Annotated in this window: 25 protein-coding genes and 1 riboswitch; of the genes, 12 read left to right on the forward strand and 13 right to left on the reverse strand. The window is 62.8% G+C overall.

Annotation, left to right across the window (positions count from 1 at the left end):
* Positions 1-129 precede the first annotated feature (129 nt).
* The 3 genes from IF103_RS20295 to IF103_RS20305 all read left to right on the forward strand — a co-directional run bounded on the left by IF103_RS20295 (position 130) and on the right by IF103_RS20305 (position 2,979).
* A complete protein-coding gene (locus IF103_RS20295; RefSeq protein WP_023382325.1) occupies positions 130-1,095 on the forward strand; it encodes a 2-hydroxyacid dehydrogenase in 966 nt (321 codons plus the stop codon).
* A 53-nt stretch (positions 1,096-1,148) separates the two neighbouring features.
* Positions 1,149-2,144 carry a methyltransferase gene (locus tag IF103_RS20300; RefSeq protein WP_202675629.1) on the forward strand — a complete coding sequence of 332 codons (996 nt, stop codon included), beginning with the start codon at positions 1,149-1,151 and terminating at the stop codon, positions 2,142-2,144.
* Between the two features lie 42 nt (positions 2,145-2,186).
* Positions 2,187-2,307, forward strand: a riboswitch (yybP-ykoY riboswitch).
* 90 nt (positions 2,308-2,397) lie between these two features.
* Positions 2,398-2,979 carry a TMEM165/GDT1 family protein gene (locus tag IF103_RS20305; protein ID WP_177325268.1) on the forward strand — a complete coding sequence of 194 codons (582 nt, stop codon included), beginning with the start codon at positions 2,398-2,400 and terminating at the stop codon, positions 2,977-2,979.
* 38 nt (positions 2,980-3,017) lie between these two features.
* Here IF103_RS20305 and IF103_RS20310 read toward each other — a convergent pair whose 3' ends face one another.
* The 4 genes from IF103_RS20310 to IF103_RS20325 form a co-directional block, all read right to left on the reverse strand.
* Complete coding sequence (locus IF103_RS20310; RefSeq protein ID WP_023382328.1) at positions 3,018-3,833, reverse strand: M48 family metallopeptidase; 816 nt, start codon at positions 3,831-3,833, stop codon at positions 3,018-3,020.
* Positions 3,834-3,907: 74 nt separating this feature from the next.
* Positions 3,908-4,528 (reverse strand): SOS response-associated peptidase, encoded by a 621-nt coding sequence (locus IF103_RS20315; protein ID WP_023382329.1) that lies wholly within the window; start codon positions 4,526-4,528, stop codon positions 3,908-3,910.
* Between the two features lie 15 nt (positions 4,529-4,543).
* Complete coding sequence (locus IF103_RS20320) at positions 4,544-4,804, reverse strand: putative signal transducing protein (protein WP_023382330.1); 261 nt, start codon at positions 4,802-4,804, stop codon at positions 4,544-4,546.
* Complete coding sequence (locus IF103_RS20325; protein WP_023382331.1) at positions 4,804-4,989, reverse strand: CPXCG motif-containing cysteine-rich protein; 186 nt, start codon at positions 4,987-4,989, stop codon at positions 4,804-4,806. Before IF103_RS20325 ends, IF103_RS20320 begins: the two co-directional genes overlap by 1 nt.
* Before the next feature lie 122 nt (positions 4,990-5,111).
* Here IF103_RS20325 and IF103_RS20330 point away from each other — a divergent pair, with 122 nt between their 5' ends.
* The gene (locus tag IF103_RS20330) at positions 5,112-6,281 is read left to right on the forward strand and encodes a 1-acyl-sn-glycerol-3-phosphate acyltransferase (RefSeq protein WP_023382332.1); all 1,170 of its coding nucleotides are present in this window, start codon (positions 5,112-5,114) and stop codon (positions 6,279-6,281) included.
* Between the two features lie 36 nt (positions 6,282-6,317).
* On the opposite strand, the gene IF103_RS20335 is transcribed toward IF103_RS20330, so the two are convergent.
* On the reverse strand, positions 6,318-6,578 hold the full coding sequence (locus tag IF103_RS20335; protein ID WP_023382333.1) for a hypothetical protein: 261 nt from the start codon (positions 6,576-6,578) through the stop codon (positions 6,318-6,320).
* Positions 6,579-6,743: 165 nt separating this feature from the next.
* Positions 6,744-7,328, reverse strand: coding sequence for a YajG family lipoprotein (locus IF103_RS20340; RefSeq protein ID WP_023382334.1), 585 nt, complete (start codon positions 7,326-7,328; stop codon positions 6,744-6,746).
* 765 nt (positions 7,329-8,093) lie between these two features.
* On the opposite strand from IF103_RS20340, the gene mqo reads away from it, so the two are divergent.
* Entirely contained in the window at positions 8,094-9,599 is a 1,506-nt protein-coding gene (gene mqo, locus IF103_RS20345; protein ID WP_023382335.1) for a malate dehydrogenase (quinone), read from the forward strand.
* Between the two features lie 122 nt (positions 9,600-9,721).
* Here mqo and IF103_RS20350 read toward each other — a convergent pair whose 3' ends face one another.
* The 4 genes from IF103_RS20350 to IF103_RS20365 all read right to left on the reverse strand — a co-directional run bounded on the left by IF103_RS20350 (position 9,722) and on the right by IF103_RS20365 (position 11,697).
* A complete protein-coding gene (locus IF103_RS20350) occupies positions 9,722-10,012 on the reverse strand; it encodes a PA4642 family protein (protein ID WP_023382336.1) in 291 nt (96 codons plus the stop codon).
* 68 nt (positions 10,013-10,080) lie between these two features.
* The gene (locus IF103_RS20355) at positions 10,081-10,551 is read right to left on the reverse strand and encodes a hypothetical protein (protein ID WP_023382337.1); all 471 of its coding nucleotides are present in this window, start codon (positions 10,549-10,551) and stop codon (positions 10,081-10,083) included.
* 112 nt (positions 10,552-10,663) lie between these two features.
* On the reverse strand, positions 10,664-11,137 hold the full coding sequence (locus IF103_RS20360) for a WbuC family cupin fold metalloprotein (protein ID WP_023382338.1): 474 nt from the start codon (positions 11,135-11,137) through the stop codon (positions 10,664-10,666).
* A gap of 2 nt (positions 11,138-11,139) precedes the next feature.
* Positions 11,140-11,697, reverse strand: coding sequence for a hypoxanthine-guanine phosphoribosyltransferase (locus IF103_RS20365; protein WP_023382339.1), 558 nt, complete (start codon positions 11,695-11,697; stop codon positions 11,140-11,142).
* Between the two features lie 162 nt (positions 11,698-11,859).
* Between IF103_RS20365 and upp the strand changes: the two genes are divergently transcribed.
* Both upp and IF103_RS20375 read left to right on the forward strand, forming a co-directional pair.
* A complete protein-coding gene (upp, locus tag IF103_RS20370; RefSeq protein WP_202675630.1) occupies positions 11,860-12,498 on the forward strand; it encodes a uracil phosphoribosyltransferase in 639 nt (212 codons plus the stop codon).
* Between the two features lie 2 nt (positions 12,499-12,500).
* A complete protein-coding gene (locus IF103_RS20375; protein WP_023382341.1) occupies positions 12,501-13,775 on the forward strand; it encodes a uracil-xanthine permease family protein in 1,275 nt (424 codons plus the stop codon).
* Positions 13,776-13,852: 77 nt separating this feature from the next.
* Here the strand turns inward: IF103_RS20375 and hemH are convergent, their stop codons facing one another.
* The gene (gene hemH, locus IF103_RS20380) at positions 13,853-14,866 is read right to left on the reverse strand and encodes a ferrochelatase (protein ID WP_023382342.1); all 1,014 of its coding nucleotides are present in this window, start codon (positions 14,864-14,866) and stop codon (positions 13,853-13,855) included.
* A gap of 13 nt (positions 14,867-14,879) precedes the next feature.
* Complete coding sequence (locus tag IF103_RS20385) at positions 14,880-15,785, reverse strand: TIGR01777 family oxidoreductase (protein WP_023382343.1); 906 nt, start codon at positions 15,783-15,785, stop codon at positions 14,880-14,882.
* A 199-nt stretch (positions 15,786-15,984) separates the two neighbouring features.
* Here IF103_RS20385 and IF103_RS20390 point away from each other — a divergent pair, with 199 nt between their 5' ends.
* The 5 genes from IF103_RS20390 (at position 15,985) to IF103_RS20410 (ending at position 21,059) form a co-directional block, all read left to right on the forward strand.
* A complete protein-coding gene (locus tag IF103_RS20390; RefSeq protein ID WP_023382345.1) occupies positions 15,985-16,971 on the forward strand; it encodes an NAD(P)/FAD-dependent oxidoreductase in 987 nt (328 codons plus the stop codon).
* A 105-nt stretch (positions 16,972-17,076) separates the two neighbouring features.
* The gene (locus tag IF103_RS20395) at positions 17,077-18,045 is read left to right on the forward strand and encodes a YbgA family protein (protein WP_023382346.1); all 969 of its coding nucleotides are present in this window, start codon (positions 17,077-17,079) and stop codon (positions 18,043-18,045) included.
* Positions 18,035-18,931, forward strand: a complete 897-nt coding sequence (locus tag IF103_RS20400; protein WP_023382347.1) for a MerR family transcriptional regulator — start codon at positions 18,035-18,037, stop codon at positions 18,929-18,931. Before IF103_RS20395 ends, IF103_RS20400 begins: the two co-directional genes overlap by 11 nt.
* The gene (gene phrB / locus IF103_RS20405) at positions 18,922-20,364 is read left to right on the forward strand and encodes a deoxyribodipyrimidine photo-lyase (RefSeq protein WP_023382348.1); all 1,443 of its coding nucleotides are present in this window, start codon (positions 18,922-18,924) and stop codon (positions 20,362-20,364) included. The genes IF103_RS20400 and phrB overlap by 10 nt, the downstream gene beginning before the upstream one ends.
* Positions 20,361-21,059 carry an SDR family NAD(P)-dependent oxidoreductase gene (locus tag IF103_RS20410; RefSeq protein WP_104883312.1) on the forward strand — a complete coding sequence of 233 codons (699 nt, stop codon included), beginning with the start codon at positions 20,361-20,363 and terminating at the stop codon, positions 21,057-21,059. Before phrB ends, IF103_RS20410 begins: the two co-directional genes overlap by 4 nt.
* Positions 21,060-21,096: 37 nt before the next feature.
* On the opposite strand, the gene IF103_RS20415 is transcribed toward IF103_RS20410, so the two are convergent.
* Positions 21,097-21,615 carry an acyloxyacyl hydrolase gene (locus tag IF103_RS20415; protein ID WP_023382350.1) on the reverse strand — a complete coding sequence of 173 codons (519 nt, stop codon included), beginning with the start codon at positions 21,613-21,615 and terminating at the stop codon, positions 21,097-21,099.
* Positions 21,616-21,677 lie beyond the last annotated feature (62 nt).

Here is a 21,677-nt window from a genome sequence, read left to right on the forward strand (position 1 = left end):
AACTCTGATACCAACTCTAGTTGGCCAATGTGACGGCTAAATCAGCCAAAGGAATGATTTGGCTCAACCAAGGTATGAGTGGCATTGTTCGGGTGTTGGCCCTTCTCAACCCTCCACCGGAGCTTCCTGATGCCAAGCCCGCGTCGCGCCGTGTTTCTCGACCACCTGTCCCTGGACCTCGGTGACCTCGACCTGTCGCCGTTGCAAAGCCAGTTCGACGAATTCCAGCTGTTCGATTCGACCCGCCCTGACCAGGTAGCCGAACGCTTGCACGGTGCCATCGCAGTCATCAGCAACAAGGTCGTGCTCGACGCCGCGGCCATGGCCGCCAACCCGCAGCTCAGGCTGATCCTGGTGGCCGCGACCGGCACCAACAACGTCGACCTGGCGGCGGCCAGGGCCCAGGGCATTACCGTGTGCAACTGCCAAGGCTACGGCACCCCTTCGGTGGCCCAGCACACCCTTGCCCTGCTGCTGGCCCTGGCCACGCGCCTGTGTGACTACAACCAGGCAGTAGCCGATGGCCGCTGGGCCAAGGCCAGCCAGTTCTGCCTGCTGGACTTCCCGATCGTTGAGCTTGAAGGCAAGACCCTCGGCCTGCTCGGTCACGGTGAACTGGGCGGTGCGGTGGCGCGCCTGGCCGAAGCTTTCGGCATGCGCGTGCTGAGCGGGCAGATCCCCGGTCGCCCGGCGCGGGACGACCGCCTGCCGCTGGACGAGCTGCTCCCGCAAGTCGATGCCCTGACCTTGCATTGCCCGCTGAACGAGCACACCCGGCACATGATCGGCGCCGATCAGCTGGCCCTGCTCAAACCCGGCGCGTTGGTGGTCAATACCGCACGCGGCGGCCTGATCGATGAACAGGCCCTGGCCGACGCCCTGCGCAGCGGTCACCTGGGCGGCGCTGCTACCGACGTGCTGAGCGTCGAGCCACCGGTCAACGGCAACCCGTTGCTGGCCACCGACATTCCCCGCCTGGTCATCACTCCGCACAGCGCCTGGGGCGCGGTGGAGTCACGCCAGCGCATCGTTGGCCAGCTCAGCGAAAACGCCCAGGCCTTTTTCGCCGGCCAGCCACGGCGCGTGGTCAGCTGAGCCGCACGCCGGCCTCTGCTACACTGCGCCACTTTTTTCAGGAGGCGTCGTCCATGGACCCGCGCAGTGAAGTATTGCTCCGCCAGGCGGACCTGTTCCAGGGGCCGCTGCTGATCGCCGGTGCGCCCGCCGACGACTTGCTCGGCCAGTTGCCCAGTGCCCATGGCTGGACCTGGCATGCGGGCGACCAGTCCGTGCTCGACAGCCGCTTCCCGGGGCGCAGCCATTACGCGGTGGAAGCGCCTGAGGTGGCATTCGAGGCGGCGGTGCTGTTCCTGCCCAAGTCCCGCGAGCTGGCCGCCTACTTGCTCAACGCCCTGGCTTCGCGCCTGAAAGGACGCGAGCTGTACCTGGTGGGCGAGAAGCGAGGCGGCATCGAAGGCGCGGCCAAACAGTTACAGGCCTTCGGCAAGCCCCGCAAGCTCGACAGCGCCCGTCATTGCCAGCTGTGGCAAGTGACGGTGGAAAACGCCCCCGAGGCCAAACCGCTGGAAACCCTTGCCGAGCGCTTCGAACTGGACCTGGAGGATGGCCCCCTGCACGTGGTCAGCCTGCCGGGTGTGTTCAGCCATGGCCGACTCGACCGTGGCACCGCCCTGTTACTCAAGCACTTGGACGACCTGCCTGTGGGCCATGTGCTGGACTTCGGCTGTGGCGCCGGTGTGCTGGGGGCCACGGTCAAGCGACGCTACCCGCAAAGCAGCGTGACCTTGCTTGACGTCGATGCCTTCGCAGTGGCCGCCAGTCGCCTGACCCTGGCCGCCAACGGCCTGGAAGGTGAAGTGATCAGCGGTGACGGGATCGACGCAGCGCCCCGCGACCTGAGCTTGATCCTGAGCAACCCACCGTTCCACACCGGCGTCCATACCAATTACCAGGCATCGGAAAACCTGTTGAAAAAATCAGGCGAACACCTGCGAAAAGGCGGCGAAATCCGCCTTGTGGCCAACAGTTTCCTGCGCTATCAGCCGCTGATCGAAGCGGCCTTGGGCCAGTGTCACACGCTCGCCGAGGCGGATGGGTTCCGGATCTACAAAGCGACCCGCTGATAAAAACAGGGCTTGCCGAAACCGTTTCGACTAGGCAGAATCCGCACCGTCCTAGGGGAGTAGTCTCCCGCGAGCGCCCTGCTCGCCCGGTACGCGTCAACACACTTGGCCCACAGGCCATGGCGCGTGCGACCCATGATCTGCGCAGACAGGTCCAGGGTTTGACAAGACCTATGACACGCACACCTTACCCGGGGCGGGGAGGTCGTACGTGTCATAGCCGTGTCGACCCGCCCCCGTAGGAAACCTGATGCTGGAATCTTTGCTCGTACCCACCGCAATCGTTGCCCTGGCCGAAATCGGCGACAAGACGCAACTGCTCGCACTCATCCTCGCTGCACGCTTTCGCAAGCCCTGGCCAATCATCGCCGGCATCATTGCAGCCACGCTGGCCAACCATGCCGCTGCCGGCGCGGTAGGCGCCTGGGTCAGCGGGTTCTTCAGCGAGACGACGCTGCACTGGATTCTGGCCGCGAGCTTTGCCGCCACGGCGCTGTGGACCCTGGTACCGGACAAGATGGATGACGACGAGAATCCGGCCCGCCGTTTCGGGCCGTTCCTGACCACGCTGATCGCCTTCTTCCTCGCCGAAATCGGTGACAAGACACAGGTAGCCACCGTAATGCTGGCCGCTCAATATCCGCACCTGATCATGGTCATCATCGGCACCACCCTGGGCATGCTGATTGCCAACGTGCCGGTGGTACTGGCGGGTAACTTCGCGGCGGAGAAACTGCCGTTGGCGCTGATTCGTCGCCTGGCAGCTGCTGCGTTCTTCGTGCTGGCGATCGTCGCCGTCTACTCGGCGATGAAGGCCAGTGGCTGGGTGGGGTAAGGCAGTGCCCTGGGGCCGCGTTGCGGCCCCAGGCAACCTTACTTCTTGGCAGCTTCGTACAGCGGCATCACCTTCGGAATGGCCGCCTGCAACGAAGCGATCCGACTGCTGGACGCCGGGTGGGTGCTCATGAACTCGGGCGGTGCGCCTTCGGACGCCTTGCTCATCTTGTTCCACAGGGTGATCGCGGCATTCGGGTCGTAGCCGGCACGTGCCGAAAGCTCCAGGCCAATCAGGTCGGCCTCGTTCTCGTTGGCACGGCTGTTGGGCAACGTCATGGCGTAGTTCACCACGGTGTCGGCCAAGGCCATGCCGCTCTGGCCGAGGCCGAACAGCGCGCCAGCACCCTGGCGGGCCATCTCGACCCCATAGGCCTTGGACATCGCTTCGCGGCTGTGCTCGCGCAGGGCGTGGGCGATTTCGTGGCCGACGACCGCGGCAATCTCGGCGTCGGTGAGCTTGAGCTTATCGATCAGGCCGGTGTAGACGATGATCTTACCGCCTGGGCCGCAGTTGGCGTTGAGCTCATCGCTCTTGATGACATTGACTTCCCATTTCCACTGCGCGGCATCCGGGCGGAAGATCGGCGCCTGGGCAATCAGACGGTCTGCGATGGCGCGAACCCGCTTGGCATCGCTGCTGGACTTGTCCAGCACACCCTTGCTCGAAGCCTCACCCAACGTTTGCTGGTAAGACTGCGCGTACATCTGATTGACCTCATCGGTCGAAAGCATACTGAACATGTACTGCTGGCGCTCGACACCTACGGCACCGCCGCTGGTGGTGTTCACCGCCTGGCAGCCAGCCAGCAGGATGCCAGCACTCAACAGGCTGACAACGAATGACTTACGCATGAAAACACTCCCTTTTTACATGCGGCGTATCCTAGGACGAGTCCCCTGCCCCTTGCCATAGCCGCAGGTAAGATTTATGCCGGAGTCAGACACTCGGGCGCATCCAGCTTCGGGTCGTTGACGAAATTGGCCAACGCCCGCTCGCGCAGGGTAACGGTCGGCAAAGCCAGCAACTCGTGCAACCGCAGCACCGGCGTGTCCGGATCCAGCCACGCCGCCTGCGCTGCCTCGTCGAGAATCAGCGGCCGGCGCTGGTTCATCGCTGCCTGGGTCACCACCGCGCAACTGAGCCACACCTGGTCCTGCACTGGATACGCCTCCCAGATCGCGGCGAAGTACAGCGACGAACCTTCTGCCGGCGTCAGCCAATACGGGCGCTTGCGCACCGAACCGCGCCACTCGTAGAAACCATTGGCAGGCATCAGGCACCGGCGCTGACGAAAGGCCTCACGGAACATCGGCTGTTCGGCGAGGGTTTCGGCGCGGGCATGGGCAGGCGTGCGGGAAAGGTCGGTAAGCCAGGCTGGGGTCAGCCCCCAGCGTGCCTTGTCCAGTTGCTGCCGACCGTCGAGCTGTCGCTGGATCAGCACCGAGTGGCCGGGGGAGATATTCCATTGCGCCGGCTGGCCGGCAGGGAAGCCCGGCAGGCTGGCAAGCGCCTGGGGCCAGCGAAACAGGGCATAACGTCCACACATGGGCGAATTCTGAACCTAGCAGATCAAGGTACCGGGAAAACTCTCCGGTTCGTCGCCGGCAAGCGGCTGGGCATCATTGTACGCTTCGATCAGATGCCGTGCGTAACCGGCCTGCTCATCCGGCACGGCAATGCCGAGCAGTCCGTATACCGGCAACTCGCCTACACCACCCACGAGGTCGCGCCCAATCAGGTGCACCTCGATGCCTTCGCTGGTCAGCATGCCCAACAGCATCTGCGCCTCCAGCAGGTTTTCCGGATCGTAGATTCTCTGCATCAGGCATCGTCCTCGCGTCTGACGTCGAGCATCCATTCGTCACCGTGCACCTGCAGAATGAACACGACAGGCTGGCAACACACCTGGCAATCCTCGGTGTAGACCTGATCGCCACCGGACAGGTCGACTGTGGTTTCCACCCGTTCACCACAATAAGGACAATCGTAGAAGTCGGTTTCCAGCATCGCGGCCTCCGCAGTGACTTATGCGTATAATTGCCGGTCTGTTTACAGGGCCTGTGAGTGTCCGAGCCGTTTTTCGGACCCCATCCCTACTTTATTACCCTAGCCGTTTCCAACAAGAGAGCATGATGGGCGAATTCGATGCCATCCGACCGTACGACGACGCTGAGGTCCCTGCCGTTCTGGCACGCCTGCTCAGCGACCCGGCATTCCTCGATATCCTCACCCACTTCCGCTTCCCGCGTGCAGCGGGCCCGCTCGGCTGGCTGCTCAAGCCGCTGATCGCCCGCCGCCTGCGCAAGGAGTTCGCGGGCGTCACGTGCGTCGCGACCTTGCAGGACAAGGTCGAGTACTACGTCGACCACACCATCGAACGCGCCACCGACGGCGTGACCTATTCCGGCGTAGAGCAACTCAAGTCCGGTACGGCCTACCTGTTCCTGGCCAACCACCGCGACATCGTCATGGACCCGGCCTTCGTCAACTACGCGGTGTACCATGCCGGCCTGCCGACCCCGCGCATCGCCATTGGCGACAACCTGCTGCAAAAGCCCTTCGTCAGCGACATGATGCGCCTGAACAAGAGCTTCATCGTGCACCGTTCGCTGACCGGTCGCCGCGAAAAGCTGGCCGCCTACCAACTGCTCTCGGCCTATATCAACCACTCGATTCGTAATGACTGCGTATCGATCTGGATCGCCCAGGCCGAAGGCCGCGCCAAGGACGGTGACGATCGCACCGATTCGGCGATCCTCAAGATGTTCCACATGAGCCGCAAGGACGAGCCGTTCGGCGCAGTGATCCAGGGCCTGAACCTGATTCCGGTCTCGATCAGCTACGAGTACGACCCGTGCGACCAGGCCAAGGCGCGCGAGCTGTACATCCGCGCCACCACCGGCACCTACAAGAAGGCGCCTGGCGAAGATGACAACAGCATCGCCAAGGGCATCACTGGCTACAAAGGCCGGGTGCACATCAACTTCGCCCCGCCAGTGACCGAGTATTACGAAGACACCAAGCAGTTGGCGCAGGAAATCGACCGGCAGATCCTCGGCGGCTACCGGTTGTTCCCGGTGCACTACCTGGCCTACGCGATGTGGGCAGAGAAGGATGAAGCGCTGCACGTGCCGAGCGCCGAGACCCTGTTCCCGGCAGACGAACTGGCCCGAGCCAAGGAAGAATGGCAGCGCCGGCTGGAGGCATGCCCTGAAGAGCAGCGACCGTACCTGATATTGCAGTATGCGACGCCAGTACGTAACCAGTATCAGGTCAAGCAGCAGGCGCCCGTGGCCTGATCGGCCGAACCCCATCGCCGGCGTGCCGGCGATGGCTCAGATCCAGGTGCTGAACCAGGACAGCAGCAGTGCCATGGCCAGGCAGGAAAAGCCCAGGATGTAGTAGTAGCGCGGCACGCGCAGGTCGAAAGCCTCCACCACGCCTTCGTCCATCGCCAGGCTTTCGCGGGTTACGGCTTCGCGCCGCCGGGCGCTGTGCAGCAACAATCCGCCCGGGCACGTCATCAACAGTGCCAGCAGATTGATCAGCTTGGTCGGGTGGGCAACCAGGAAGCCCCAGAGCACTTGCAACGACATCACGCAACCTCGGTTAGAACGACAGCGAAGGCCGGCATTCTACCCAACTCCGCTTGCACCGCCCGGCCCAGGCGACAAAGTGTCATGCGATTTCATGTCGAGGCCGTTTGAAACGTGTCGACCCCATCCCCGGCGAGCCGGCGATGGGGCCGATCGAGCCGAAGGTTACTCGCCCAGGACCTGGCCGATGGTCGGGTCCTTGAACAGGCGCGTGAGGGCATCGCTCAGCACGTCACCGACCAGCTTGGTGTTGGTTTCCTGATTCGGCGCCATGCCGAAACGCTGGTCCAGCGATGCACCGTAGCGGCCGCTGTAGCGACGGTTGGCATTGGACACGTCGGCACGGAAGGTGGCACCGATGGTAGCCTCGGTCACATACAGGTTGTCCTTGGGCGACTGGTATTTCAGCTCGGCCAGGGTCACGGTCAGTTGCGGTGCGTTGTAGGCGTTGGGGGTCGGGGTGAAGCCAAGCAGGCGCACGGCTGCTTCTGCCTGGGCTTGCAGCTTGGGCACGATGTCGTTGCCACTGACGCTGATGGTGCTGGTTTCAGGGTACATGCCACCGCGAGTACCCAGCGATTGCGAAGCCCGCCCATCGACGACCTTGACCACCACGGGCTGGCCATGACCGACCGGCGCGAGCTGGGCAGTGAGTTTGGGTTGCGGGCTGAGTTGTTGCGGGCTGTGGGCACAACCGACCAGGCTGAGGCTGGCCACGGCAATCAAACCGAACAACAGACGTTGCAACATGCGCGTTTCTCCAGAAAATGCGGCAAAGGCCCCCAGTATACTCAGCCAGGCCCTGACCAGTCATCGGCCTGCCCCGTCGTAAAGCCACTCTGGCACCCGACCAAAGCCGGGATTTGCACCCGCGCAAGCCCCCGATGGCACCCACGCACCGCATTTCCCAGACAAACGCTGCAATAAAAACTACGAATTACGACCTTTCTGCCCGCGACATCGTTATAATCTCCCCCCGATTATAAGGACGTCTCCTGATCGGGCCCCGCATTCGCCGATTGACCCCGGCACCTTCAACGCTTCGCCCACAGAGAGCCTTCCACTCAGGTCTTGCATCGGCTGTCGTGCCTGCTTTTCCGGCCCTTCGCACTGCATGAACCTGTGGGTTGCCATCGCGCAGTCCCCTTTTGAGGTTCACGTCTCCAAAAGAGCGTGAAAAAACGGTTTTTCACAACTTCACGAGAGTGTGGCGAGCAAATGAACAGTCTGGCATGTGTAAAAGCGGCAGATGTGTCCCGAACAGCCCTGAACAGGCGGCTAACGCGTTCATCCCGGATGGATGTCTGAGGTCGTTCCATAACGCACGCACGACACCTTGACCATTAGTCGAATTGCCGCACCTGTGGCAAGCGGCGTTCAATAGCCGAACCCGAAGACTGATTGGCGGTGTCCGCGGAAGTTGCAAGAACTGCGAAAAGTCGGACATGGCGATCCTGGCGACCCTGGGGTCCTATGCTGTCAATTAGGTAGCTGTAGATTGTGGAGACGCGTTAAATGGCGCAGAACGAATCGGTTGATGTGGTACTGGTAGGCGCGGGCATCATGAGTGCCACCTTGGCCGTACTGCTCAAGGAGCTTGACCCGACCCTGAAGCTTGAGGTCGTCGAGGCGATGGACTCCGGAGCCGCGGAAAGCTCCAACCCCTGGAACAACGCAGGTACCGGCCATGCCGGGCTGTGCGAGCTGAACTACACGCCCCAGGCCGCCGATGGCAGCATCGACATCAAGAAGGCCGTGCACATCAACACCCAGTTCGAGGTTTCGCGCCAGTTCTGGGCCTACCTGAGCAAAAAAGGCAGCTTCGGCTCGCCGCGCGCCTTCATCAACCCGGTGCCGCACCTGAGCTACGTCGAAGGTGACAAGGGTATCTCCTTCCTCAAGAAGCGCTTCGAGCTGCTCAAGCAGCACCATGCCTTCGCCGAGATGGAGTACACCGAAGACAAGGAAGTGATGAAAGAGTGGATGCCGCTGATGATGCCGGGCCGTCCGGCCGACCAGCGCATCGCCGCCACTCGCGTGCTCAAGGGCACCGACGTCAACTTCGGCGCCCTGACCAACAAGCTGCTCAAGCTGCTGAGCACCAGCCAGGACGCCCAGGTCAAGTACAGCAAGAAAGTCGTCGGCCTGCGCCGTAACGGCAGCGGCTGGACCGTCAGCATCAAGGACGTCAACAGCGGCGGCAGCCGTGAAGTGGACGCCCGTTTCGTCTTCCTCGGCGCCGGTGGCGCGGCCCTGCCGCTGCTGCAAATGTCCGGCATTCCGGAAAGCAAAGGTTTCGGCGGTTTCCCGGTGAGCGGCCAGTGGTTGCGCTGCGACAACCCGGAAATCGTCAAGCAACACCAGGCCAAGGTCTACAGCCAGGCCGCGGTTGGCGCGCCGCCCATGTCGGTACCGCACCTGGATACCCGTGTGGTAGATGGCAAGAAATCGCTGCTGTTCGGGCCGTACGCCGGCTTCACCACCAAGTTCCTCAAGCACGGCTCGCTCATGGACCTGCCGCTGTCTGTACGCATGGGCAACATCGGCCCGATGCTGGCGGTCGCGCGCGACAACATGGACCTGACCAAGTACCTGGTCAGCGAAGTGATGCAGTCGATGGAGCAACGCCTGGAATCCCTGCGTCGCTTCTACCCGCAGGCCAAAGCCGAGGACTGGCGCCTGGAAGTGGCCGGTCAGCGCGTGCAGATCATCAAGAAGGACCCGAAGAAAGGCGGCATCCTGCAGTTCGGTACCGAGCTGGTCTCGGCCCAGGACGGCAGCCTCGCAGCCTTGCTGGGTGCATCGCCAGGTGCTTCGGTGACCGTGTCGATCATGCTCGAACTGATCGAGCGCTGCTTCCCCGAGCAGGCCAAGGGCGCCTGGGCTGCCAAGCTCAAGGAGATCTTCCCGGCTCGCGAGAAGACCCTGGCCAACGATGCCGCGCTGTACCACAAGATCAGTGCCGACAACGATGCGGCCCTGGATCTGGTCGAAAGCAGCCCGGCCAAGCACTACGCCTGATCTGGCTGAAACGAAAAAACGCCCCTCGGGGCGTTTTTTTGTGTCTGCTCGCTGTGCCGCCTATACCGCCCTGCCCCTGTAGGAGCCGGCTCGCCGGTGATAGGGCCGGTTCAGGCGGCCGATCAGCCGCGGGCTTTATCGATGATCTCGATGTACTCCGGCGCATTGCGCTGGTCGGCGATCAACTCGACGAAGGTCTTGCCGTGCTCGTCCTTGCCGTCCAAGTCATGGCCGGCCTCGACGAAGAAACCGACAAAGCGCTCGAAATCGTCGACACGCAGACCACGATAGGCCTTGACCAGCTTGTGCAGCGACGGCGAGGTCACGCCATCGGCCGGCTCGAACTGAAGGAACGTCTTGACGTAGTCATCGCTGATCTCGTCACCAATCACCTGCTTCTTGTCTTTGCGCATTGCCGGCTCCAACTGGACCATCACGGGATTTCGAAGGCCGGCAGTTTACCCCCCTCAGGCGACAGGCCTCAACGCGTACGTACAGTGCCGGTGTGCAGGTCGGCCCAGACATGGCCGTTGGCGTAGGTCAGAAATTGCACGTAGACAGTTTCGTTACGCAGCAGGTCCATGACCACGCGATAATCGCTGACCGGGTAATTCAGGCTCAGCGTGCGGGTCTTTTCGTCGTACACCGGCTTCTTCAAACTCTTGCCGGCCTCACCGTCGAAGGTCAGCAGCACCTGGCCGATGGTCGCGCCCTTGCTCAGCGGCTTGCCCTTGAGGCGCATCTGCAGCGAGGCGGTGATCGGGATCGGTTGCTGGTCGGACTGACGTTGGGCTCCCACCACCACCGAGTAGTCGGTCACTTGCAGCAACTGCTGACCGGTCGGCGCTTCCTGGCGCAATGACAAGTCATCGGGTGGGAGAAACTGGCTGTGCAACGGTGCGGCGCAAAGCGGCAGGCTTACGACCAGCAACAGGGAAAGAATCGCACGCATGTGAGGCTCCTTGGCATGAAGGAGCACTCTAGCACGCCGGGTTTTGGCTGTACGGCCCTATTGCCGCGGATCGGCACCAGCACACGCCGGCGTCCTGGCTGGGCAGCACGCCTCAATCGAATTGCGCGATCATCCAGGCCAGGTATTGGGCCACGCCCTCGTCGCCTTCACGCGGCGCCCAGTGGGCATGCTCGCCTTCAGCCAAGGCCCGGTACGGCCCAGCCTTGCACTCGAACAGAATGCTGTCAGGCTCCAGTACGACCAGCCCGTGATAAAGCCCAGGCACAAGATCCACGCCCAGGCAGTCGCCACCGGCCTGCAGCACGCGCTTGTCGCATACCTGGCCGTCTTCATTGAAAATCAGCAGGCCCAGGCGCCCCTTGAGCACCAGCAGGGTTTCAGCCTTGTCGGCGCTCAGGTGCCGGTGCGGCGCGATGTAGGTGGAGGGCTGCAAGCCGACCGCCACCCGGTGGCACGGCTCATCCATTTCATGAAAGGTGTGATGATGCCGCTGGCGCGGCACCTCGGCGGCTGTGCTGGCCAGCCTGGCGAACAGCGTTTGGTCGATGAACTCAGGCCGGCGCATGCTTACAACCCCTTGACCGCGAAGATGCCGTTGGCGTTGCGCCAGTAGCCCTTATAGTCCATACCATAGCCGAAGATGTAGCGATCGACGCATGGCAGGCCGACATAGTTGGCCTTGAGGTCCGGGCTGGCCTTGCGGTCGTGGTCCTTGTCGATCAGCACGGCAGTGTGTACCGAACGGGCGCCGGCATGCTTGCAGAAGTCGATGATGGCGCTGAGGGTGTGGCCTTCGTCGAGAATGTCATCGACGATCAACACGTCGCGGTCGATGAACGACACTTCCGGCTTGGCCTTCCAGAACAGCTCGCCACCGCTGGTTTGATTGCGGTAGCGGGTAGCGTGCAGGTAAGAGGCTTCGAGTGGGAACTGCAGGTGGGTCAGCAGCTTGCCGGCGAAGATCAGGCCACCGTTCATCACGCAGAAAACCACCGGGTTCTTGTCGTGCAGGTCCTTGCAGATCTGCTCGCCGACTTTGGCGATGGCCGCTTCGACCTCAGCTTCGTTGTACAGGCAGTCTGCTTCGCGCATGACTTGACGGATGTGCTCGAGATCAGCGGACATGGCGCTCTCCAGGGGGTGCATTTTGGAAAAGCGGGCAAAGGTACGCATCCGCTCGTCCCGAATCAAGCATTTATGGACTAACGTCCAGAATGACTGCACGACAGCACAGGCTGAATAGATTAATCTAGCGCGGTTTTTTTGCCCGCCTTTCGGAGCCCCCCTATGCCCACTCTTGAGATCCGCCATCCGCTGATCCGCCATAAGCTCGGCCTGATGCGCCGTGCCGATATCAGCACCAAGAATTTTCGCGAACTCGCCCAGGAAGTCGGCGCGCTTCTGACCTACGAAGCCACCCAGGACCTGCCGCTCGAAACCTACGAAATCGACGGTTGGTGTGGCAAGGTCCAAGTGGAAAAAATCGCCGGCAAGAAGATCACCGTGGTGCCAATCCTGCGGGCCGGTATCGGCATGCTCGACGGCGTGCTCAGCCTGATTCCGGGCGCCAAGGTCAGCGCCGTGGGCGTTGCGCGCAACGAAGAAACCCTCGAAGCGCACACTTACCTGGAAAAGCTCGCCCCGGACATCAACCAGCGCCTGGCCCTGATCATCGACCCGATGCTGGCCACCGGCGGCTCGATGGTCGCCACCATCGACCTGCTGAAGAAGGCCGGCTGCAAGGAAATCCGCGCCATGGTCCTGGTCGCCGCGCCAGAGGGCATCGAGGTGGTGGAAAAAGCCCACCCGGACGTCCAGATCTACACCGCGTCGATCGACCAGCACCTGAACGAGCACGGTTACATCGTTCCAGGCCTGGGCGACGCTGGCGACAAGATCTTCGGCACCAAGCAGAAGGACGCCTGACCATGCAGGACGGCTTCAACGACCCGCTCTGGCGCCAGGTCGTTTCGGGCGCGCAGATGCTCTTCGTGGCATTCGGCGCGCTGGTGCTGATGCCACTGATCACCGGCCTCGATCCGAACGTCGCGCTGTTCACCGCAGGCATCGGCACCTTGCTGTTCCAGTTGGTCACCGGTCGGCAAGTGCCGGTATTCCTGGCGTCGAGCTTTGCCTTCATCACCCCGATCATTCTCGCCAAGGGCCAGTTCGGCCTGGCCGAGACCATGGGCGGCGTGATGGCCGCAGGCTTCGTGTACACCTTCATGGGCCTGATGGTGAAGATCAAGGGCACCGGTTTCATCGACCGCATGCTGCCGCCTGTGGTGATCGGCCCGGTGATCATCTCCATTGGCCTGGCCATGGCCCCGATCGCCGCGAACATGGCCATGGGCAAGGCCGGTGACGGCAGTGTGCTGCTGCCGTACAAGACCGCCATGCTGATCTCCATGCCGGCACTGCTGACCACCCTGATCGTCGCCGTGTTCGGCAAGGGTATCTTCCGCCTGGTGCCGATCATCGCCGGTGTACTGGTGGGCTTCGCCCTGTCGTTCGCCTTCGGCGTGGTCGATACCGCCAAGATCGCCGCCGCGCCATGGCTGGAGCTGCCCAACTTCACCGCGCCCGCGTTCAACTGGCAGGCCATCCTGTTCATCGTGCCCGTGGCGCTGGCCCCGGCCATCGAACACATCGGCGGCGTGATCGCCGTCGGTAGCGTGACCGGTCGCGACTACCTGAAGAAGCCAGGTCTGCACCGCACCTTGCTGGGCGATGGCCTGGCGACCACCGCGGCCGGCCTGTTCGGTGGCCCGCCCAATACCACCTACGCCGAAGTGACTGGCGCGGTGATGCTGACCAAGAACTACAACCCGAAGATCATGACCTGGGCGGCGATCTTCGCCATCAGCCTGGCCTTCATCGGCAAGTTCGGCGCATTGCTGCAGAGCATTCCGGTTCCGGTGATGGGCGGCATTCTCTGCCTGTTGTTCGGCTCGATCGCGGCGGTAGGCATGAACACCATGATCCGCCACAAGATCGACCTGGCCGAGGCGCGCAACCTGGTGATCGTGTCGGTAACACTGGTGTTCGGTATCGGCGGCGTGTTGATCGGCAGCGGCGACGGCCCGGACGACTGGGGCCTCAAGGGCATTGCCCTGTGCGCCATCGTGGCCATTGCGCTGAACCTGATTCTGCCGGGCAACGACAGCTGGAAGCACAAGAAACTGGACGACCAGTTGCCCTGAGTGACTGAGCCCCCATCGCCGGCAAGCCGGCTCCTACGGGAGCCGGTTCACGGCTGAGAGAGGGGGGCGCAAACGCCTTATACCTTCTCGCACATTCCCGCCAGCACCCTCACCCACTCCGGGTGGTCATTCAGGCAAGGCACCAGCACCAACTCCCCGCCCCCCGCCTCGACAAACTGCTCACTCCCCCGCTGGCCAATTTCCTCCAGCGTTTCAATGCAGTCGGCCACGAATGCCGGGCACATCACCAACAGCTTCTTCACACCGGCCTTGCCCAGTTCGTCCAGACGCGTTTCGGTGTAGGGCTCGATCCATTTGGCCCGCCCCAGGCGAGACTGGAACGACACTGACCATTTGCCATCCGGGAGGCCCATCCTGGCTGCAAACGCCTTGGCCGTGGCCAGGCACTGCCCGCGATAGCACACCGCGCGCATTTCGGCGCTGGCGTCCTTGCAGCAATCGGCGGCCTGGAAATCGTGCTGGCCGGTCGGATCGAGCTTTTTCAAATGGCGCTCTGGCAGGCCATGGAAACTCAGCAACAGGTGATCGTAGTCCTGCTGCAGATAAGGCTTGGCACTGGCCACCAGGGCGTCGATGTATTCGGGGTGATCGTAGAACGGTTGCAGCACACGCATCTGCAAGGGCAATTGCTTATCGGCAATCGTCTGGTTCGCCAGCGTCACCACGGTGGTGACCGTGCTGTCGGCAAACTGGGGATACAGTGGCGCCAGGGTAACCTTGCGCACCCCCTGTGCGGCCAATCGCGCCAGCACATCGGGCAATGCCGGCTCGCCGTAGCGCATGGCAATTTCAACGGGGCCGTGGGGCCAGTGCTCGACCATCGCCGCCTGCAAGCGTCGGGTCAGCACCACCAGAGGCGAACCCTCGTCCCACCAGATCGAGGCATAGGCATGGGCCGACTGCTCCGGGCGCTTGATCAGGATCAGCGATACCAGCAGACGCCGCACCGGCCACGGCAGGTCGATCACATAAGGGTCCATCAGGAACTGGTTGAGGTAACGGCGTACATCGGCCACCGAGGTGCTGGCGGGTGAACCCAGGTTGACCAGTAGCAGGGCGTGATCGGTCATGCAGCGTCCTATGTCAGAGGCGGCTGGACAGGCTGTCCAGCGCCGATTGCAGATCGTTGAAACGGAACGTGAAGCCCGCCGCCAGCAAGCGCGCTGGGCGGGCCCGTTGGCCGCCGAGCAGCAGGATCGACAACTCGCCCAGGCCTGCCTTCAGCAGCAGCCTGGGTACCGGCAGCACTGCTGGCCGGTGCAGGGTCCGGCCCAGACGCCTGGCGAACTCGCGGTTGCGCACAGGTTCAGGGGCGCAGGCATTATAAGGACCGCTAGCGTCCTTATGCTTCAACAGAAAATCAATCAAGGCGATTTCATCGTCTATGTGGACCCAGGGCATCCACTGCCGGCCATCGCCCAAAGGCCCGCCCAGGCCGAGTTTGAACGGTAGGCGCAGGCGCGACAAAAAGCCGCCATCGGCAGCCAGTACCAAGCCGGTTCGCACCAGCACCACACGTATGCCCAAGGCTTGGGCGCGCGATGCGGTTTCTTCCCAGGCGATGCACAGCTGGCTGGCGAAATCCTCACGCACAGGCGGCGAGGACTCGGTCAGCTCACGCTCACCGCCATCTCCGTACCACCCCACGGCGGACCCTGAAACCAGCACCTCGGGACGTTGTGCCCTGGCCTCGAGCCAGGCCAGCAATTGTTCGGTCAGGGTGACCCGGCTGGCCCAGAGCACGCTGCGCCGGCCCGCCGTCCAAGGTCGGTCCGCAATGGGCGCGCCGGCCAGATTGACCACCGCATCAAGCACTTCGTCGGCGGCCAGGTCTTCCAGCCGGGCTATCCCACGCACCCCACTGCCACACAACCTGGGCACTTGTTCGGGGCGGCGGCTCCAGACCGTGAGACGATGACCCTGGCTTGACCAGAGTTGGCACAGGTGCTGGCCAATCAAGCCGGTACCGCCTGTCAGCAATATATGCATGGCTGTGTCCTCGTGGAGTGCCGCTGTGGTCTATTTTTAAGATCAAGGCACTTTCCTGACCAGATGTTTGACCCAACGCTCTCGTTAAACATAGGCCACCCTGTTCCATGAAGCAGCATAACCTTATACAAAAATTATGCATTGTACAGGTTTGCCTGACAGCGTAGTCTGCGTAACAGCACGGTTCGAAGAGGCCATCATGACAGTACCAATCGCTATCATCGGTGCCGGCATAGCCGGCCTGTCCGCCGCCCAGGCCTTGCAGAAGGCCGGGCAGGCCGTCCATTTGTTCGACAAGGGCCATGGCAGTGGCGGTCGCATGGCCAGCAAACGCAGTGAGGCCGGTGCGCTCGATCTGGGCGCCCAGTACTTCACTGCCCGCGATCGACGCTTCGTCGAGCAGGTGCAACAGTGGGTCGCCAACGGCTGGGCCGCGCAATGGAAGCCGCAGTTGTACAACTACCGCGACGGCGAACTGACCCCCTCCCCCGACGAGCAGACCCGCTGGGTCGGCGTGCCTCGCATGAGCGCGATCACCCGTGGGCTACTCAAGGATGTGACAGTCAACTTCGGCTGCCGCATCGCCGAGGTCTTCCGTGGCAAACAGTTCTGGCACCTGCAGGACACCGAAGGCTGCAGCCATGGTCCCTACAGCCGCGTGGTCATCGCAGTGCCGGCGCCTCAGGCCACTCCGCTGCTTGCCGCTACGCCCAAGCTCGCCGCCGTCGCGGCAGGGGTGACGATGGAGCCGACCTGGGCCATTGCCCTGGGCTTCCAGACACCCTTGGACACCCCGATGCAAGGCTGCTTCGTCCAGGACAACCCGCTCGACTGGCTGGCCCGTAATCGCAGCAAGCCAGGACGGGACGGGCATCTCGATACTTGGGTCCTGCACGCCACCTCCACCTGGAGCAGACACCACATCGACCTGCACAAGGACGAAGTGATCGAACAACTGTTGGGAGAGTTCGCCGAATTGATCGGTTGCGTGGTGCCACCTCCGACGTTCTCCCTCGCCCACCGCTGGCTGTACGCGCGCCCAGCGGGCAATCACGAATGGGGCGCCCTGGCCGATGCCGACCAAGGCCTGTATGCCTGTGGCGATTGGTGCCTGTCCGGACGGGTCGAAGGTGCCTGGCTCAGTGGCCAGGAGGCCGCACGCCGCCTTCTGGAACACCTTGAGTAAGCGAGCGCTAAACCTATACAAAAAAACCAGGTTGCATAAATTTCTGGTTGTGCTGGAATAGCCTTGTACACACATTTATTTCTGTACAGGTCTCCGGAGACAACCATGCTCGAGCCTTCTGCCCACCGTAAGCCTCGAATCGGCATCAGCGCCTGCCTTACCGGGCACAACGTGCGTTACAACGGCGGGCACAAGGCGTCCGAATTGTGCCTCGGCCAGCTCGAACAGCACTTCGAATGGATGCCGGTGTGCCCTGAAGTGGCCATCGGCCTTGGCATTCCCCGAGACGCCATCCGTCTGGTGGGCGACCCCGAAAAGCCTGAAGTGGTCGGCACACGCAACCCCGGTACCGACCTGTCAGGGCCGCTGCGTGCCTACGGCGAGCAGATGGCCACTCAACTGCACGATATCTGCGGCTACATCTTCATGCAGAAGTCCCCCTCGTGCGGGCTGGAACGGGTCAAGGTCTATCAGGAGGCCGGGCACCCAGCGCGCAAAGGCGGGCGTGGCGCGTTCGCGGCGGCTTTCTGCGAACGGCGCCCAGACCTGCCGGTGGAGGAGGAAGGCCGCCTGCACGACCCGGTGCTGCGGGAAAACTTCATCAGCCGCGTCTACGCCTACGCCGATTGGCAACACCTGCTGGCCGAGGGCCTGAGCCGTGGTGCACTGATCCGCTTTCACTCGCGCTACAAGTACCTGCTGATGGCCAACAATCCCCAGGCCTATCGCGAGCTCGGCCGCCTGCTTGGCAACATGCGCAAGGACGACGACCCGTTGGTGATAGGGCCGCGTTACTTCAGCCTGCTCATGCAGGCCCTGCGTCGCTGTGCCAGCCGCGGCACCCATGGCAACGTCCTGCAGCACCTCACCGGCTACCTCAAGGACTCACTCAGTTCGCAGGACAAGGCCGAGTTGCAAACCATCATCGGCCAGTACCAGCAGGGCGTGATACCGCTGGTGGTACCCCTGACCCTGCTCAAGCACCATTTGCGCAAGCACCCGGATCCTTACTTGCTACAGCAGGCCTACCTGCAACCTCACCCCGAGGACCTGGGGCTGCGCAATGCCGTCTGAACTGCTACCCATCGGCGAGCTGGCTCGCCGCACCGGCGTAAACCCAGTCACCCTCCGGGCGTGGGAACGGCGCTATGGTCTGCTCAAGCCGCAGCGCACCAGCAAAGGCCACCGGCTGTATCCGCTGGACCAGCTGGCGCGCGTCGAGGCCATTCTTGCCTGGTTGGAACGCGGTGCATCGGTCGGCCAAGTACGCGAGCTGCTCGACCAGCCTGCCAACAGCGCGCCCCAGGGCGACTGGCAGGCCCGTCAGGAACACTTGATCGAGGCCGTCGCCAGCCTCTCGCAACGCGCACTCGACCAGCAACTGAACCAGGTGATGGCCCTCTACCCTGCCATCACCCTGTGCGAGCAATTGCTGCTGCCCTTGCTCGACAGCCTCGCACAGCGCTGGCGCAGCTACTTCAACGCCCGCCTTGAGCAGGTGTTCTTCCACACCTGGCTGCGCAGCAAACTGGGCGCTCGGGTCTATCACGACAACCAGTTGCTGTCCGGCCCGCCAGTGCTGCTCGCCGAAGACAGCGAACGGCCTTTCGACATCAGCTTGTGGCTGTATGCCTGGCTCCTCAGCAGCAACGGCATCGCCGTGGAGGTGCTCGAATACCCCGTCAGCGGGCCAGAGTTGCAACGCGCCGTCGCAGCCCTGCGGCCCCGCGCACTGTTGCTGCACCTGGGCCCACGCGTCGACCTGAAAGCCCTGCACCGGACCCTGGCCGAAGTGGACGGGATGAAGTTGCTGGGCGGCTTGACCGTTGCCCTGCATACCCCACCGTTGCAGGCGCTGGATCTTGACCAGCTGTTTCTGTTCGATACCCCACAGGCGGCCCTGCGTTTGCTCCAACGCCAGGGCCGTCTGCCTGAAGAGTTGACCCTGCCATGCAATTGATCTGGCTGCGCACCGACCTGCGCGTTACCGACAACACTGCCTTGAGCGCCGCCTGTGAGCGCGGCCCCACCGTGGCCATCTGGCTGGCCAGTCCCGGCCAATGGCAGGACCACGACGATGCCCCCTGCAAGGTCGACTTCTGGCTGCGCAACCTGCGCACGCTGCGTCAGTCGCTGAAGGCCCTGAACATCCCGCTGCTGATCCGCACGGTCGAACGCTGGGACCAGGCCCCCGAGACCCTGCTCGCGGTCTGCAAGCAACTGCAGGTAGAAGCCGTGCACTGGAACGAGGAGTACGGCATCCACGAACACCGTCGCGACGAAGCAACGCGTCGCCTGCTGGAGCAATCCGGCATACAGGCGCACAGCTACCTCGACCAGTTGCTGTTGCGCCCCGGCACCGTCCTGACGCGCAGCGGCCAGTACTTCCAGGTGTTCGGCCAATTCAAGAAGGCCTGCTTCGAGCGGCTGCATCTGGGCCTGCCGGCACTGGCTGGCCGGGTGCAATGCCAGGCCCCGCTGAACATTCCGAGCGACCCGGTCCCGGAGCGGATCGAAGGTTTCGATACGCCAACCGATACCCTGCGAACGCTCTGGCCTGCGGGCGAGGATGAAGCACAGAAGCGGCTCCAGCGTTTTCTCGATGAAACCATCGAGAACTACCAGCACCTGCGCGACCTGCCAGCTGAGCCGGGCACCAGTCAACTGTCTGCCTATTTGGCCGCTGGCGTGATCTCGCCCCGCCAGTGCCTGCACGCTGCACTGGCCCACAACCGAGGCGAATTGGACAGTGGCAGCGCAGGTATACAGACCTGGATCAACGAGTTGCTGTGGCGGGAGTTCTATAAACACATCCTCAATGGTTATCCACAGGTCTCCCGACACCGTGCCTTCCGCGACCAGACCGAAGCCCTCCCATGGCGCGACGCCCCTGCCGACTTCAACGCCTGGAAGGAAGGCCGTACCGGTTTCCCGATCATCGATGCCGCCATGCGCCAACTGCTGGAAACCGGTTGGATGCACAACCGTCTGCGCATGATCGTCGCCATGTTCCTGAGCAAGAACCTACTGATCGACTGGCGCCTGGGCGAGCGGCACTTCATGCGCCACCTGATCGATGGCGACCTCGCCGCCAACAATGGGGGCTGGCAATGGAGCGCCTCCACCGGCACCGACTCGGTGCCGTACTTCCGTATCTTCAACCCGGTCTCCCAGTCGCAGCGCTTCGACCCCCAAGGGCGCTTCATCCGCCACTGGCTACCGGAATTGTCGGACCTGGGCGACGAAAGGGTTCATGAGCCGATGAAGGCGGCCGATCTTTTTGCTAATAAATCCTATCACCATCCAATCGTCGATCTCACAAGCAGTCGCCAGCGCGCCCTGGAAGCTTTCAAAGGCCTTCCGCGCCGGCAGGATCAGAGGGCAGCACATTGAACAACACACTGGATTTCTGGGTAACAGGCGCCAGTAATGGACTAGGGCTGGCCTTGGTGGAGCAGTTGCTGGAAGGCGGGCACCGCGTCGCCGCCAGTGGCAGGGACAGCGAAGCGCTGGATGGATTGGCAAAGCGGTACCCCCAACAGTTGCTGCGCGTACCAGGGCAATTGCCGCTGCTCGAGCAGGCTCAGGCAGCCGCGGCGTCGATCCTGCGCAACTGGGGGGGACTGGACTGCCTGATCCTCAATGCCGGAACGTGCGACTACCTGGCCGATGACCTCCCTGAGGCCGAGCTGTTCGAAGCCATCGTCAGCACCAACCTGCACGCCAGCGAGCACTGCCTCACCAGCGCCCTGCCCTTGCTGGTCAAGCGCGATGCGCCACAAGTAATGGCGTTGCTCAGCCGTTATTCCGCCCTTCAGTTGTACTCGCCGACACGCATGCCCAGCGGCGCCAACAGCACCGCGCAGTGGCTGCGCGAACAGCGTCAAGAGCTGCAGATCCTTGGAGTCGGGCTGACGCTGGTGGCGCCGCAGGCCATGCAAAGCCCGGCTTCATCGGCCCAGGCCATACCTGAGCAGTGGACGCCGGAGCGTACGGCCGATGAACTGATACGTCGGCTGCCTCAGCGTGAGCCTGAACTGGTGCTCGAAGCCCTGACGCTGAGCAACCTGTGGCCCTTGCCACGCTGAGGACACACGCCAGCATGGCCCCGCGGCGGGGCCGTGCTCACAGCGGCATGCGGTAATGCAAGCTGTAGCTTTCTACACCATCGTTGGGCTGCCTGATGCCCGCGTTGGAATAGTGAATGGCCCGGATACCCAACTCATGGCCACCGGCAAAGCGCAGGCCCACGCCGATGCGATCTTCGAACTGGAAGGACGAGCCAAGTTCGTTGCTTTCCAGCTCGGTGCTAGAGAACAACGCAACGCCAATACCGGCCTCGATGTAAGGCTTGACCGACTCCCCGGCGAACTCGTACACGAAGACAGGCGCAAACGACAGGCTGTGGTTGCTGGCGGTTTCGTCACCGTCCCAATAGCTGTAGGCCCCATCCCAGTAGCCCGTCAGCCTGCCCACGCGGGTTTGCCACCAACTGGCGTCCCAGTTCGATTGCAGCCCCAGGCGATAGACCTGTGTGGAGTCACCGGTCTGGCCCACCGAAAACGAAACATCGGCGGCCTGCGCCGTTACCACATGCCCCAGAATCCAGGCGGCAGCCGCCGCCACGCCAAGCCGTTTCTTCATGGGAAACTTCCTTCTTCCTGATGTGTTATGACTGTTCGCCTTGTGCCAGGCAAATAGTAGAA

The organism is Pseudomonas sp. SK2, assembly GCF_016772395.1.
GTDB lineage: Bacteria > Pseudomonadota > Gammaproteobacteria > Pseudomonadales > Pseudomonadaceae > Aquipseudomonas > Aquipseudomonas taiwanensis.